This window comes from Streptomyces sp. NPDC046335 (assembly GCF_055587985.1).
Genome location: NZ_JBVJFF010000011.1, coordinates 237,167 through 252,234, shown reverse-complemented (window position 1 = coordinate 252,234; position 15,068 = coordinate 237,167). Strand labels below are relative to the sequence as shown.

12 protein-coding genes are annotated in these 15,068 nt (G+C 72.2%); 11 read left to right on the top strand and 1 reads right to left on the bottom strand.

Annotation, left to right across the window (positions count from 1 at the left end; genetic code table 11):
- Positions 1-443: 443 nt before the first annotated feature.
- The 11 genes from gatC (at position 444) to ACZ6JY_RS27140 (ending at position 13,820) form a co-directional block, all read left to right on the top strand.
- On the top strand, positions 444-740 hold the full coding sequence (gene gatC / locus ACZ6JY_RS27190) for an Asp-tRNA(Asn)/Glu-tRNA(Gln) amidotransferase subunit GatC (RefSeq protein ID WP_447040153.1): 297 nt from the start codon (positions 444-446) through the stop codon (positions 738-740).
- 4 nt (positions 741-744) lie between these two features.
- Positions 745-2,238, top strand: a complete 1,494-nt coding sequence (gene gatA, locus ACZ6JY_RS27185) for an Asp-tRNA(Asn)/Glu-tRNA(Gln) amidotransferase subunit GatA (protein WP_469199787.1) — start codon at positions 745-747, stop codon at positions 2,236-2,238.
- On the top strand, positions 2,235-2,474 hold the full coding sequence (locus ACZ6JY_RS27180; protein WP_447040155.1) for a hypothetical protein: 240 nt from the start codon (positions 2,235-2,237) through the stop codon (positions 2,472-2,474). Before gatA ends, ACZ6JY_RS27180 begins: the two co-directional genes overlap by 4 nt.
- A 16-nt stretch (positions 2,475-2,490) precedes the next feature.
- Complete coding sequence (gene gatB / locus ACZ6JY_RS27175) at positions 2,491-4,005, top strand: Asp-tRNA(Asn)/Glu-tRNA(Gln) amidotransferase subunit GatB (protein WP_469199785.1); 1,515 nt, start codon at positions 2,491-2,493, stop codon at positions 4,003-4,005.
- 226 nt (positions 4,006-4,231) lie between these two features.
- A complete protein-coding gene (locus ACZ6JY_RS27170) occupies positions 4,232-6,334 on the top strand; it encodes a phosphocholine-specific phospholipase C (RefSeq protein ID WP_469199783.1) in 2,103 nt (700 codons plus the stop codon).
- 211 nt (positions 6,335-6,545) lie between these two features.
- Positions 6,546-8,798 (top strand): MMPL family transporter, encoded by a 2,253-nt coding sequence (locus ACZ6JY_RS27165; RefSeq protein ID WP_469199781.1) that lies wholly within the window; start codon positions 6,546-6,548, stop codon positions 8,796-8,798.
- Positions 8,776-9,324, top strand: coding sequence for a GNAT family N-acetyltransferase (locus ACZ6JY_RS27160; RefSeq protein ID WP_469199779.1), 549 nt, complete (start codon positions 8,776-8,778; stop codon positions 9,322-9,324). Before ACZ6JY_RS27165 ends, ACZ6JY_RS27160 begins: the two co-directional genes overlap by 23 nt.
- A 35-nt stretch (positions 9,325-9,359) precedes the next feature.
- On the top strand, positions 9,360-9,995 hold the full coding sequence (locus ACZ6JY_RS27155) for a hypothetical protein (RefSeq protein WP_469199777.1): 636 nt from the start codon (positions 9,360-9,362) through the stop codon (positions 9,993-9,995).
- 135 nt (positions 9,996-10,130) lie between these two features.
- A complete protein-coding gene (locus tag ACZ6JY_RS27150; protein WP_469199775.1) occupies positions 10,131-10,361 on the top strand; it encodes a hypothetical protein in 231 nt (76 codons plus the stop codon).
- A gap of 79 nt (positions 10,362-10,440) precedes the next feature.
- Positions 10,441-13,536: a helix-turn-helix transcriptional regulator gene (locus ACZ6JY_RS27145; protein WP_469199773.1), complete on the top strand. Its 3,096-nt coding sequence runs from the start codon at positions 10,441-10,443 to the stop codon at positions 13,534-13,536.
- Positions 13,537-13,616: 80 nt separating this feature from the next.
- On the top strand, positions 13,617-13,820 hold the full coding sequence (locus ACZ6JY_RS27140; RefSeq protein WP_469199771.1) for a DUF6191 domain-containing protein: 204 nt from the start codon (positions 13,617-13,619) through the stop codon (positions 13,818-13,820).
- 2 nt (positions 13,821-13,822) lie between these two features.
- On the opposite strand, the gene ACZ6JY_RS27135 is transcribed toward ACZ6JY_RS27140, so the two are convergent.
- On the bottom strand, positions 13,823-14,986 hold the full coding sequence (locus tag ACZ6JY_RS27135; RefSeq protein ID WP_469199769.1) for a PQQ-dependent sugar dehydrogenase: 1,164 nt from the start codon (positions 14,984-14,986) through the stop codon (positions 13,823-13,825).
- Between the last annotated feature and the right edge of the window lie 82 nt (positions 14,987-15,068).

Sequence of the window (15,068 nt, the reverse complement as noted above, 5' to 3'; positions counted from 1 at the left end):
CGCCGCTCGCCCCCTCCGCCGACCGCCCCGCCGACCCCTGCGAAGCCCCCGTCGGCCAGGAACGCCCAGCCCCTGCCAGCCAGGCATCCCCAGCCCCCGCCGGCCAGCCACGCCCCGGCCCCAGCGACGAAGCCAGCCGGGGGCAGGCACGCCAGCACTCGCCGCCCCGCCGGCCAGGCGCCCCCGGCCCGCGAATCCCCCGCCGGGCGCCCCGCCCACCCCCGCCAAGCGACCCGCTCGCCCCCGCTAGCCCCCGCCGGGCACGTACGCCTACCCCCGCCAGGCCAGCCCTCCGCCCCCGCCGAGCGCCCCCGCTAGCCCCCGCCGGGCCCCGGCGCGCTCACGGTCGCGGGCCTCCGCCAGGGAAACCGTTTAACGGCCACGCCACCCCGCCCCATAGGATTGGGGTCACAACCCGCACACTCACCCCTGAGGATCGCCGCATGCCTGGCATCACGCGCGAGGAGGTCGCCCACCTCGCCCGCCTTGCACGTCTGGAGCTGAAGGCCGAGGAGCTCGACCACTTCGCCGGACAGCTCGACGACATCATCGGCGCGGTCGCCCGCGTCGCCGAGGTCGCCGACCAAGACGTACCGCCGACCTCGCACCCGCTGCCGCTGACGAACGTCATGCGCGCGGACGAGGTCCGTCCGTCGCTCACCCCCGAGCAGGCGCTCTCTGGCGCCCCGGCCCAGGAGCAGCGGCGTTTCAAGGTGCCGCAGATCCTGGGGGAGGACTAAGAACATGACGGACATCATCAAGTTCACCGCCGCCGAGATCGCCGCGAAGATCGCTTCCGGCGAGCTCACGGCCGTCGAGGTCACCGAGGCCCACCTGGCCCGCATCGACGCCGTCGACGAGAAGGTGCACGCCTTCCTGCACGTCGACCGCGAGGGCGCTCTCGCGCAGGCCCGCGCCGTCGACGCCAAGCGCGCCAAGGGCGAGAAGCTCGGCCCGCTGGCCGGCGTCCCCGTCGCGCTCAAGGACATCTTCACCACCGAGGGCATCCCGACCACGGTCGGTTCCAAGATCCTCGAGGGCTGGATCCCGCCGTACGACGCGACCGTCACCAAGCGCCTGAAGGCCGCCGACGTCGTCATCCTCGGCAAGACCAACATGGACGAGTTCGCCATGGGGTCCTCCACCGAGAACAGCGCGTACGGCCCCACCGGCAACCCCTGGGACCTCACCCGCATCCCCGGCGGCTCCGGTGGCGGCTCCGCCGCCGCCCTCGCCGCCTACGAGGCCCCCCTCACCCTCGGCACGGACACCGGCGGCTCCATCCGCCAGCCCGCCGCCGTCACCGGCACGGTCGGCGTCAAGCCCACCTACGGCGGCGTCTCGCGCTACGGCATGGTGGCCTTCTCGTCCTCCCTGGACCAGGGCGGGCCCTGCGCCCGCACCGTCCTGGACGCGGCCCTGCTGCACGAGGCCATCGCCGGCCACGACGAGCTCGACTCGACGTCCATCGACGCCCCGGTCCCTGCGGTCGTCGAGGCCGCGCGCAACGGCAGCGTCGAGGGCATGCGCGTCGGCGTCGTGAAGCAGTTCTCCGGCGAGGGCTACCAGGCCGGTGTCGTCCAGCGCTTCAACGAGTCCGTGGAGCTGCTCACGTCGCTCGGCGCGACCGTCGTCGAGCTGGACTGCCCGTCCTTCGACCTCGGCCTGTCCGCGTACTACCTGATCGCGCCCTCCGAGTGCTCCTCGAACCTCGCCCGGTTCGACGCCATGCGCTACGGCCTGCGCGTCGGCGACGACGGCACGAAGTCCGCCGAGGACGTCACCGCGCTCACCCGCGAGGCCGGCTTCGGGGACGAGGTCAAGCGCCGCGTCATGCTCGGCACGTATGCGCTCAGCTCCGGTTACTACGACGCGTACTACGGCAGCGCCCAGAAGGTCCGCACCCTCATCACGCAGGACTTCGAGAAGGCCTTCGAGCAGGTCGACGTGATCGTCTCCCCGACGACGCCGACCACCGCCTTCCCGATCGGTGAGCGCGCCGACGACCCGATGGCCATGTACCTGGCCGACCTGTGCACCATCCCGACCAACCTGGCGGGCAACGCCGCCATGTCGCTGCCCTGCGGCCTCGCGCCCGAGGACGGCCTGCCCGTCGGACTGCAGATCATCGCCCCCGCCATGAAGGACGACCGTCTTTACAAGGTCGGAGCCGCCGTCGAGGCCGCCTTCGTGGAAAAGTGGGGGCACCCGCTGCTGGAGGAGGCACCGTCGCTGTGAGCGCACTGAACAAGGCCAAGGGCTTCAAGAAGTCCCGGACCGGTACGTACCTGTCGATCGGCACCACCGCGTTCGGCGCGGTCTCCGTGCTGAAGCAGGCCAAGAAGGCCCGCTACGACCACGACACGCTCCGTCTCGTGGACGCCGCTGTCTCCGCTGCCGCCATCGTCACCGGCGTCGCGCTGCTCCTGCGCGAGCTGAAGCGTCTCGGCGACGACGACGTCCTGCTGGGCTGAGAGGGAAAGTTTCACCGTGACTGTCACTACTGACCTGGTGTCGTACGAGGAAGCCCTCGCGACGTACGACCCCGTCATGGGCCTCGAGGTCCACGTCGAGCTCGGCACCAGGACCAAGATGTTCTGCGGCTGCTCGACGACGCTCAAGCAGGAGGCGAACAGCCAGACCTGCCCGACCTGCCTCGGCCTGCCCGGCGCGCTGCCGGTCGTGAACGAGATCGGCGTCGAGTCCGCCATCAAGATCGGTCTCGCGCTGCACTGCGAGATCGCCGAGTGGTGCCGCTTCGCCCGGAAGAACTACTTCTATCCGGACATGCCGAAGAACTTCCAGACCTCGCAGTACGACGAGCCGATCGCCTTCAACGGCTATCTGGACGTCCAGCTGGAGGACGGCGAGGTCTTCCGCGTGGAGATCGAGCGCGCCCACATGGAGGAGGACACCGGCAAGTCCACGCACGTGGGCGGCGCGACGGGCCGCATCCACGGCGCCTCGCACTCGCTCCTTGACTACAACCGCGCCGGCATCCCGCTGATCGAGATCGTCACCAAGCCGATCGAGGGCGCCGGCGAGCGCGCCCCCGAGGTCGCCAAGGCGTACGTCGCCGAGCTGCGCGAGCTCATCAAGGCGCTCGGCGTCTCCGACGCGCGGATGGACAAGGGCCAGATGCGCTGCGACGTGAACCTGTCGCTGCGGCCGCACGGGCGCGAGGAGTTCGGCACGCGCTCGGAGACGAAGAACGTCAACTCGCTCCGTTCCGTGGAGCGCGCGGCGCGCTTCGAGATCCAGCGGCACGCCGCCGTCCTGAACGGCGGCGGCACGATCGTCCAGGAGACCCGGCACTTCCACGAGGAAGACGGCTCCACGACGTCCGGCCGCATCAAGGACAACGCCGAGGACTACCGCTACTTCCCCGAGCCGGACCTGGTGCCCGTCGCCCCGTCCCGCGAGTGGGTCGAGGAGCTGCGCGCAGGCCTCCCGGAGCTGCCGCGGGTGCGCCGCAACCGGCTCCGCGAGGAGTGGGGCGTCTCCGAGCACGACATGCAGTCGATCCTCAACGCCGACGCCATCGGCCCGATCGTCGCCACCGTCAACGCGGGCGCGGACGCCGCGTCGGCCCGCAAGTGGTGGATGGGCGAGCTGGCCAGGCACGCCAACGAGCAGGGCGTGGAGCTCGGTTCGCTCCCGATCACCCCGGAGCACGTCGCCCGGGTCACCGCGCTCGTCGCCAAGGGTGACCTGAACGACAAGCTGGCCCGCCAGGTCATCGAGGGCGTCCTGAAGGGCGAGGGCACGCCGGACGAGGTCGTCGAGAAGCGCGGCCTGAAGGTCGTCTCGGACGAGGGCGCGCTCACGGCCGCCGTCGACGAGGCCATCGCAGGCAACCCGGGCGTCGCGGACAAGATCCGCGGCGGCAAGGTCGCCGCCGCGGGCGCCCTGGTCGGCGCGGTCATGAAGGCCACCCGCGGCCAGGCCGACGCGGCCCGCGTCAAGGAGCTGATCCTCGACAAGCTGGGCGTCAGCGAGGGCTGACCGGCCGGCCTGCCGTACGCCACAGGGGCGGCGCACCCGTACAGGGCGCGCCGCCCCTTCGCGTACCCGCCAACGCCTGCACGTGCGACACCTTTTGGACGTTCACTTCGACTTCGGTCCACGGACTTCACATCGAAACCGGACGTCACTAGCGTCCCCGCCGTACAGATCAAATGGATCAGCAGAGAACCATTGACTGTCGGCCAGGACCACAGGGAGGTCATACGTGACTCCGGAGATATCGCGCAGACGTCTGATGGCGATCGGCGGAGGCGCGTTCGGCGCCGCCGCCGTCGGATCTTTCCTGCCGCCCTCGCTGCAGCAGGCGCTCGCGCAGGGGCCGCCGAAGGGCCACGGCGGTCTCGACTCGATCGAGCACGTCGTGATCCTCATGCAGGAGAACCGCTCCTTCGACCACTACTTCGGTTCCCTGCGCGGCGTACGAGGCTTCGGCGACCGCAACGCCATCCGGCTGCCCGGCGGGAAGTCCGTCTTCGAGCAGCCCGACGGGCCCCGCTCGGTCCTGCCGTTCTCCGTCCGGCAGGCCGCCGAGACGCAGAAGAAGGACCTCCAGTACATCGGCGACCTGGACCACTCCTGGAACGGCGGCGCCAAGGCCTGGCACGACGGCTGGATGGACGGCTGGATCACCGCCAAGACGGCGGCCACCATGGCGCACTACACGCGCGAGGACATCCCGCTGCACTACGAACTCGCCGACACCTTCACCGTCTGCGACGCCTACCACTCCTCCATCCACTCCTCCACCAGCCCCAACCGCAACCACCTGTGGAGCGGCAAGACCGGCTACGAGGCGAACGGCGGGCGGGCCGTCGGCAACGACGCCTACGCCGAGGGCACCCACCCGGGCTACGGCTGGGGCACGTACGCCGAACGCCTGGAGAAGGCCGGCGTGAGCTGGCGGACGTACACGGAGTGGGAGAACTTCACCGACAACCAGATCGAGTTCTTCACCACCTTCAAGGCCATCGCCCGCAAGGTGCTCGCCAAGACCGGGCTCACCTACATGGAGGCCTTCTACGCCAAGGTGCGCGACGCCAAGGACGAGACCAAGCGCGCGCGACTGCTGGCCGACCTGGAGGACGGTGTCCGCACCCTCGACAAGCGCGAGCGGTCCCTCTTCGAGCGCGGGCTGCGGCGCGTGCCCACCGGCACGCTCGCGACGAAGTTCGCCGAGGACGTCGCCGACGGCAGGCTCGCGAAGGTGACGTACCTGGTGCCCTCCGCGCTCGACTCCGAGCACCCCAGCGTCTCCTCGCCGGTCCACAGCGCGACCATCGTCTACAAGGTCCTCGACGCGCTCGCCAAGAACCCCGAGGTGTGGCGCCGTACCGCCGTCTTCATCAACTACGACGAGAACGACGGCTTCTTCGACCACGTCCCGCCGCCCGTCCCCGGCGGCGACTCCGAGGCGGAGCGGGCCGAGCGCTGGAACGGCAGGCCGACCGGGCTCGGCGTACGCGTGCCGATGCTCGTCGTCTCGCCGTGGACCGTCGGCGGCTACGTCAGCTCCGAGGTCTTCGACCACACCTCCGTCGTGCGCTTCCTGGAGAAGTGGACCGGCGTCAAGGAGCCCAACATCGGCGCCTGGCGCCGCAAGGTCACCGGCGACCTCACCGGCACCTTCGACTTCCGGCACGCCCACCGCGCGCCCGGCATCGAGCAGCCGGGGCCCATCCCGGCGTTCAGCGGCCGGTGGGCCCCGAAGCCGCCGCAGGTGCAGGCCATGCCCGTCCAGGAGCCCGGCACCCGCCGCGCCCGCCCGCTGCCGTACCAGCCCGACGCGGACGCGCGGCCGGGCGAGAACGGCGAGCTCGCCGTGCGGCTGCGCAACGGCGGCCGCTCCAGCGCGCACTTCGCGCTCTACCCCTACGCGGGCGAGTTCACGGCCCCCCAGCACCAGGACGTCGTGCGCAAGGGCTCCTGGACCGTGCCGGTGACCGGCGGCCGTTACGACTTCACCGTCACCGGACCGAACGGCTTCCGGCGCGAGTTCACGGGCGGCGAGGAGGGCGGCGCACGGCTCACCTCCGCGATCACCCGCCGCGAGATCCATCTGACGCTGGCCAACCGGGGCCGCGGGGAACTCGTCTTCACGGTCAGGCCGCTCGGATACGTGGACGAGGACGACGTCAGGTCCCGGACGCGGACCGTCCGCGTCAGGTCCGGCAGCAGCCGCACCATCGCCTGGCGGACCGACGACGAGCACGGCTGGTACGACGTGGAGGTCACCGCCGACTCCGACACCGCGTTCCGCCGCCGGCTCATGGGCCACATCGAGAACGGACGCGCGAGCGTCTCGGGCTGACACCCGGCGCGGGTGCGCGGAGTTGGCCGTGAGGCCGCCGCGCACCCTTTGTGCTCTTGTGAGTCAGGCCACGAAACGGACCAAGGATCATCAAAGGCTGCCAAAGTGGCCGAGGCGAGCATGTCGCCGCTCATGTGTTCTTTGCGGGCTGTGTCCAGCTGTCCACCGCTGTTCCCGGTAAAGATCCACGAAACATCCAGGGAGCCGGTCCGTGGCAGCACTCGCCCGGTGGTGCGTCAGGCACCGCCTTCTCGTCGTCCTGCTCTGGCTGCTCGCCCTCGGCGGCACCGCGGCGGCCGCCGCCGTCGCGGGGAGCGCGTACTCGAACGACTACGAGGTCCCCGGCACCGAGTCCGGCCGCGCGACGCAGCTCCTGGACAAGGGGTTCCACGGGCTCGGCGGTGACAGCGACACCGTCGTCTGGCGCACCGGACCCGGCACCTCCGTACGCGCGGCCGACGTCGAACAGACCATGTCCGACACCCTCGACGACATCGCCGCACTGCCCGCCGTGGCCTCGGTGACCGGTCCCTACGGTGACAAGGGGGCCGGGCGGATCAGCGAGGACGGCCGTACCGCCTACGCCACCGTCACCTTCCGCGAGCAGGCCGACGACATCGCCGAGGCCGACGCCCGGCGGGTCGTCGACACCGCCAAGGCCGCCGAATCCTCCGCCCTCCAGGTCGAGCTCGGCGGCACCGCCATCGGGCTCACCGAGTCCAAGAGCGCCCAGGTCGCCGAGATCGTCGGGGTGGCCGTCGCCGCCGTCGTGCTCTTCCTCGCCTTCGGCTCGCTCGCCGCCGCCGCACTGCCGATAGCCACCGCCCTGGTCTCCGTCGGCACGGCGTACGCGGGGATCGTGCTGCTCGGCCACCTCATGACCGTCGCGGACTTCGCGCCGATGCTGGGCACCCTGATCGGCCTCGGCGTCGGGATCGACTACGCCCTGTTCATCGTCACCCGGCACCGCAAGGGCCTCAGACGCGGCCTGCCCGTGGCCGTCGCCGCCGAGCGTGCCGTCGCCACCACCGGGCGCGCCGTCGTCTTCGCGGGCGCCACCGTCTGCATCGCCCTGCTCGGCATGCTCATCCTGCGGCTCGGCTTCCTCAACGGCGTCGCGATAGCCGCCTCGCTGACCGTCGTCCTCACGGTCGCCGCCGCCGTGACGCTGCTGCCCGCGCTGCTGTCCTTCATCGGCCCGCGCTCCCTCAGCCGCGGGGAGCGGCGCCGCCTCGCCGAGCACGGGCCCCGGCCGGAGCTGCCGACCGGGCTCGCCGCCCGCTGGGCCGCCTTCGTGGAGCGCAGGCCGAAGCTGCTCGGCGCCCTCGCCGTCCTCGTCATGGCCGTGCTCGCGCTGCCCACCCTCACCCTGCACCTGGGCACCTCCGACCAGGGCAACAACCCCGAGAAGGCGACCACCCGGCAGGCCTACGACGTCCTCGCCGACGGCTTCGGGCCGGGCGTCAACGGCCCCCTGACGCTGGTCAGCGAGGTCTACGGCGCCGGTGACCGCATCGCCATCGACGACCTCGGCACGGTGCTGCGGACGACCGAGGGTGTCGACTCCGTGAGCCCGGTGACGTACGACGGACACGGCCGCACGGCCTTCCTCACCGTCGTCCCCGACTCCGCCCCCCAGTCGCAGGCGACCAGCGCGCTCGTCGATCGGCTGCGCGACGACGTCCTGCCGAAGGCCGAGGCGGGCAGCTCGCTCGACGTGCGGGTCGGCGGCGTGACCGCGAGCTACGACGATTTCGCCGAGGTCATCGTCAAGAAGCTGCCGCTCTTCGTGGGCGTCGTCATCGGCCTCGGCTGCCTGCTGCTCCTGCTCGCCTTCCGCTCGATCGGCATCCCGCTCAAGGCCGCCGTGATGAACGTCGCGGCGGTCGCCTCCGCCTTCGGCGTCGTCGTCGCGGTCTTCCAGTGGGGCTGGGGGAGCGAGCTGCTCGGCCTCGGCAGGGCAGGGCCGATCGAGCCCTTCCTGCCCGTGATCATGGTGTCCGTCCTCTTCGGCCTCTCCATGGACTACCAGGTCTTCCTGGTCAGCCGGATGTACGAGGAGTGGCTGGAGACCGGCGACAACCGGCGCGCCGTGCGGGTGGGCCTCGCCGAGACCAGCCGGGTGATCAACTCCGCCGCCGTCATCATGATCTCCGTGTTCCTCGCCTTCGTGCTCAGCGGCGACCGCGTCATCGCGATGTTCGGCATCGCCCTCGCGGCGGCCGTGGCGCTCGACGCCTTCGTCCTGCGCACGCTCCTCGTACCCGCGCTGATGCATCTGCTCGGCGGCGCCAACTGGTGGCTGCCGCGGGGCCTGGACCGCCTGCTGCCGCGCATCAGCATCGAGCCGCCCGAATGTCGTTCGAACACACGCGACGCGCGTGGCAAGATCCCCGGACAGGGGGACGCAGCCGACGACACAAGCGGGGTGGAAGACCGGGATGTTCGCAATATCGCTGGGTGAGAACGCCGAACTGAGGCCGCTCGAACCGTGGCAGGCCGAGGAGTTCCTGGAGCACGTCGAACGGGCGCGGGAGTACGCGGGGCCGTACGTGCCGCTGACCGTCCTGGCCAAGGACCTCGAATCGGCGCGGGGCGTGCTCCAGACGTACGCCGACAAGCAGGCGTCCGACACCGGGCGCCTGTACGGCATCTGGCTGGACGGCACCCTGGTCGGCGGCGTCCTGTTCCGGATCTTCGACACCAGTGTCGACGGCTGTGAGATCGGCGTCTGGCTGGAGCCGTCGGCGGCCGGGCGCGGCCTGGTCAACAGGGCGTCGCGCGAACTCATCGACTGGGCCGTCGACCAGCGCGGCATGCACCGGATCGAGTGGCTGGTCTCCTCGCGCAACGAGCGCAGCAAGGCCGCCGCCGCGCGCCTGGGGTTCACCAAGGACGGTGTGCTGCGGGAGAGCTTCCCCTGGCAGGGGATCCGCCACGACATGGAGGTGTGGTCCGTGCTGGCGCCGGAGTGGCGAGCACTTCGTTAAGGAGGTTCTCAGACTGCGTCCGTACGGTGCGTCGCATGGCTACCAAGACAGAGGACGCGGCCGGGGCGAAGGATGCCACCGGGGCCGAGGACGCCGCCGAGAACGAGGAAGTGACCGGATCCGAGACGTCGGAACCGAAGAAGGATGCGGCCGCGGTCGACGTCACCAAGACCGCTGAGCCGGCCGACGCTGCGCCCGACGCCGAGAGCGACGAGGACGCGGACGACGACGAGTCCGACGTGGTGTCCGAGGCGGCGGCCAAGCCCGCAGGTTCCGCGGGCGTCGGCCAGGGCGCCGCGGCCGTCGTCTCCGTCGCGCTCGGCGTCGTCGGCCTGTCCGGCGGCTGGCTCGGCACCGTCGCGGGCGCGCGCTCGAACATCGTCGGGCAGCTCGAGACCGCCCAGTCCGCGAGCGTCGCCAACCAGATCCAGGCCCTGTACGGGGACTCCTGGAAGATCACCGCGCTGATCGCCGGCATCTTCGCGCTCGCGGCGCTGGTCATCGGTTTCGTCGTGCTGGTCAGGCCCGCGTTCGGCGCCCCCGGCAAGGAGCAGGCGCCCTGGATCAAGTCGGTGTCGTGGGCGGGCGTCGCGCTCGGCGTGATCGGGCTGCTCCTGGCCATCGCCAAGTACTCCGACCTGCTGCTCGGGCTGCCCTCGGCACCCTCCTAGCGGCGACGACCACGCATAAGGCAGGGGCGGGGCAGGGGCTAAGGCCCCCGCCCCGCCCCTCGTCGTACGTAAGGCCCCCGGCCCCGCACAGATGCGGCACTCGCCCGATGTGAGGGACCCCCCTGGGAGACGAGAGTGGAGTCGTCGCAGAGAGCGACGACACCACCGGAACCCCAGGGGTACGAGATGTTCGAGTACGAGATGCACCGGATGCGCGCCGCCGAGCTGGTCCGGGAGGCCGACCGCGGTCGCCTGGTCCGCGAGGTCCGCCGGATGCGCGCCGCCGCCCGCCGCTCGGCACGCGACGAAGCCGGGGGGCGGGTGAGCGCGCCCGCCCGGAAGACCCGCTTCGCGCGGGCCGCATGAGATGAGAGGCGGGGCAGGGACGGCTGCGCCGCCGACCGCGTCCCGGGCATCCGGTGCCGGGCCGGCCGGACACTGTGCGATGCTCGCCGCTGTGGAGACCAGGTCCGTGAGCCCGGTGTTCGTCGGCCGCGCCGATGAACTGGCCGTACTGAACGAAGCACTCGCCCGCGCCACGGGCACCCCGCCGACAGGAGCCGGGGACCCGGGCACGGGCGAGCCCCAGGCGTTGCTGCTCGGCGGGGAGGCGGGCGTCGGCAAGACCCGCCTGGTGGAGGAGTTCACCGAGGCGGCCGAGAAGCGGGGCGCCGTCGTCGCGCTCGGCGGCTGCGTCGAGATCGGCGCCGACGGCCTGCCGTTCGCCCCGTTCTCCACCGCCCTGCGCGCCCTGCGCCGCCGCCTCCCCGAGGAACTGGCCGCGGCCGCCGAGGGCCAGGAGGAGGAGCTCGCCCGGCTCCTGCCCGAACTGGCCGCCCCCGCCCCGCACGGCCACGGCCCCGGCAGCCGCTCCGACGAGCAGGGCATGGCCCGCCTTTTCGAGCTCACCGCCCGCCTCCTGGAACGGCTCTCGCGCGAGCGCACGGTCGTCATCGCCCTGGAGGACCTGCACTGGGCCGACACCTCCACCCGGCACCTTCTCTCCTACCTCTTCCGCACCCTGCGCGGCGGCCGCCTCGTCCTCCTCGCCACCTACCGCGCCGACGACATCCACCGCCGCCACCCGCTGCGCCCCCTCCTCGCCGAACTGGACCGGCTGCGGACCGTGCGCCGCATCGAACTCGGCCGCTTCAGCAAGGACGAGGTCGCCCGTCAGATGGCCGGCATCCTCGCGGCCGAGCCCGAACCCTCCCTGGTCGACGACGTGTTCGACCGCTCCGACGGCAACGCCTTCTTCGTCGAGGAACTCGCCGTCGCCGCGCACGGCGGCAGTTGCGCGGGCCTGACCGACTCGCTGCGTGATCTGCTCCTCGTACGCGTCGAGGAACTGCCCGAGGACACCCAGCGCGTCGCGCGCATCGTCGCCGAAGGCGGCTCCACCGTCGAATACCCGCTGCTCGCCGAGGTGGTGGGGCTCTGCGAGGACGACCTGATCGAGGCGCTGCGGGCCGCGGTCGGCGCCAACATCCTGCACGCCTCGCCCGACGGCGACGGCTACCGCTTCCGGCACTCCCTGGTCCGCGAGGCCGTCAGCGACGACCTGCTGCCCGGCGAGCGCTCGCGCGTCAACCGCCGCCTCGCCGAAGCCCTGGAGGCCGACCCCACGCTCGTCGCCGCCGACCAGCGCGCCGCCCGGCTCGCCACCTACTGGTACCACGCGCACGACGCCGCCAAGGCCCTGCCCGCCGTCCTGCGCGCCTCCGTCGAGGCCCGCAGGCGCCACGCCTACGCCGAACAGCTCCGCCTGCTGGAGCGGGCCATGGAGCTGTGGGACGACGCCCCCGAGGACGTACGCGAGGAACTCCGCCCCGCCGACTACGTGGAGAGCTACCCCGCCTGCGGATCCGACCCCGCCGAGCCCCTGCGCTATCTGGACCTGATGGCCGAGGCCACCGTCGCAGGACGGCTCAGCGGCGAACGCGACCGCGCCCTGAAGATCACCAAGCGCGCCCTGCGGCTCCTCGCCGACGAGAACGATCCCCTCAGGGAGGCCTGGTTCTGGGTCGCGCGCTCCCGCCTCGTCTCCACCCTCGGCCGCGGCGACGGCTGGGACGAGATCGCGAAGGCCCAGGAGCTGATGCGCGGCCTGCCGCCCTCCGAGGTGCACGCCGACGTCCTGGTCCACCGCGCCTCCTGGGGCATGCTGCACGCCCCGGGACCCGACACCATGGCCGCCGCCGAACGGGCCGTCGAGTACGCCCGCATGGTCAAGGCCGACACCATCGAGCTGAACGCCCGCCTCACCCGCGGCAACCTCCTCATCGAGGCCGGCGACCCCGTGACCGGCCTCGCCGAGATGTACGAGGTCAGGGACCGCGTCGTCGAACAGGGCCTGGTCACCGACCTCAGCCGCGCCCACATCAACCTCCCCTCGGCCCTGGAGGGCGTCGGCCGCTCCGCCGAGTCCGTCAAGGTCGCGATGGAGGGCATCGCGTTCTGCCGGAAGTACGGCCTGATGGACACCGAGGGCTGGGTCTGGGGCAACGCCGCCGAGTCCCTGCTCTCCCTCGGCCGCTGGGACGAGGCGGCCGAAGCCGTCGCCCACACCCACCGCTGCGCGCAGAGCGCCAAGCCCCGCGGCTCGGCCGCCCAGTGCTCCGCGCGCATGGCGCTCTACCGCGGTGATCACGCCGCGGCCACCCGGTACCTCCAGAGCGCCCACCACCACTACGGCACCCACGACCCCCAGCCGCAGTACACCCTGCCGCTGGCCGCCATCGCCCTCGGCATCGCCGCCGCCGAGGGCCGCGTACTGGACGGCCGCGCCGAGGTCGAGCGCGGCCTCGCCGCCGGACTGCCCTTCGGCACCTACAAGTACGGCTGGCCGCTGCTCCTCGCGGCCGCCGCGATGGAGGCCGACGCCCGCGGCCTGCCCGCCGCCGAGCCAGGCCGCCCCGACGCCGTCGCCCGCATCCGCGAGGTCACCAAGTCCCTCGCCACCCCCATCCCGCTCTGGCGCGCCTACGACGAGTGGACCCGCGCCGAACTCCTGCGCTCCGAGGACCGCGACACCCCCGCCGACTGGGCCGCCGTGGTCGCCGCCGTCGAGCCGCTCGACCGCCCCTACGACCTCGCCCGGGTCCGCCTCCGCCTCGCCGAGGCCCTGCTCGCCCCGGAACACACCGACCGCGACGCCGCGGCCCGGCTGCTCCGCCAGGCCCGTGAGGTGGCCGAGCGGCTCGGCGCCGGGCCGCTGACCGACGCGATCACCGGGCTCGCCCTGCGGGCCCGCCTCACCCTGGACCCCGCCGAGCCCGCGCGGCCCCCGGCCGCCCCCGCCGACCCGGCCGAGGCGCTCGGCCTGACCAGCCGGGAGCGGGACGTCCTGCGCCTGGTCGCGGTGGGCCGCAGCAACCGCCAGATCGCCGGGGAGCTCTTCATCTCCCCGAAGACGGCGAGCGTCCACGTCTCCAACATCCTCGCCAAGCTCTCCGTCACAGGACGCGGCGAGGCCGCCGCGCTCGCCCACCGCCTGCGCCTCTTCCCGCCGGGCGGTGACCGCGCCGAGGTCGGCGGCTGACCTGCGACGACACGGCTCCGGCCGGTTTCCGGCCCGGTCGCCTACGCTTGACGGCAGGATCTCCACTCCGAGGAGGCGCAGTGTTCAACGCGATCGAGGCCCTGTTCGCTCCCGGGCGCAAGCACACCGACGACGAGCAGAAGCGTCTGGAGATGACCCGCGTCGACCTCGCCGACGGCGATCCCGGCCGCGGCCCGATAGACCTGACCTCGGGCAAGGTGGTCGTGCGCCCGCCCGTCCCCGCGCCCCGCGAGGACGAGGCCGACGAGAGCCCCGGCGCCTGAAGCTACTTCACGCGCACCTCGAGGATCTTGTCGTCGCCCTTCTCCGGCGTGCCCCTGGTGTCCGTCTCGTTCGTGACCACCCACACCTTGTCGCCGCCCGCCGCGAGCACCGTGCGCAGCCGTCCGTACTCGCCCTCCAGGAAGGACTGCGGCTCCGCCCGGCCGTCCACGCCGCGGACCGGGATGCGCCACAGCCGCTCGCCGCGCAGCCCCGCCATCCAGACCGAGCCCTCGGCGTAGGCCACGCCGCTCGGTGAGGCCTCGGAGGTCTTCCACTGGGCGACCGGGTCGCGGAAGCCCTCCCCGCCCTCCTTGCCCTCGGCCTCGGGCCAGCCGTAGTTGCCGCCGGCCTTGATCTCGTTCAGCTCGTCCCAGGTGTCCTGGCCGAACTCCGAAGCCCACAGCCGCTTCTGCTCGTCCCAGGCGAGGCCCTGCACATTGCGGTGGCCGAGGGAGTAGACCTCCGAGCCGTCGAACGGATTGCCGGGAGCGGGCTCGCCCTCCGGCGTGACGCGCAGGATCTTGCCGCCCAGGGACTTCTTGTCCTGGGCCAGATCCGTGTCACCCGTCTCGCCCGCGCCCGCGTACAGCATCTTGTCCGGACCGAAGGCGATCCTGCCGCCGTCGTGGTTCGAGCCCTTGGGGATGCCCTTGAGGATCGTGTCCGGCGCGCCGAGCTGCCGGCCGGTGGGCTTCTTCTCGTCGTACTGCATGCGGACGATGCGGTTGTCGGACTCCGTGGTGAAGTACGCGTAGACCATGTGGTCGGAGGCGTACGAAGGGGAGAGCGCGAGGCCGAGCAGGCCGCCCTCGCCGCCGGGGGAGACGCCGGGCACCGAACCGATCCGCGTCTTCTTGCCCGTCTCGGCGTCGACGCGGGTGATCGTGCCCTCGTCGCGCGAGGACACGAGCAGGTCGCCCCCGGGCAGCGCGGCGAGGCCCCACGGTGACTTCAGACCGGTGGTCAGGGTGCGGGTGACCTTCGCCGATCCCTTCTCCGGCGGGGCGTCGGCGCCCGGCTTCCCGGTCGTGGACCCGCTGGACCTCTCGGATTTCGGCGGACTCTTCCGCTCGCCGGGCCCGTCGCCGTCGCCGGACGAGCAGCCGGCGGTGAGGGCGAGGGCGGCAGCGGCGGCCAACACGGCGGTAACAGCAGGTCGTTGCACGATGAGGTTCCCTTCGACGCGGCGCTTCTCCTGTTCATACACCGCTCGCGCCCCCGCGAGTTCCCACGGCGCGGCAACAGAA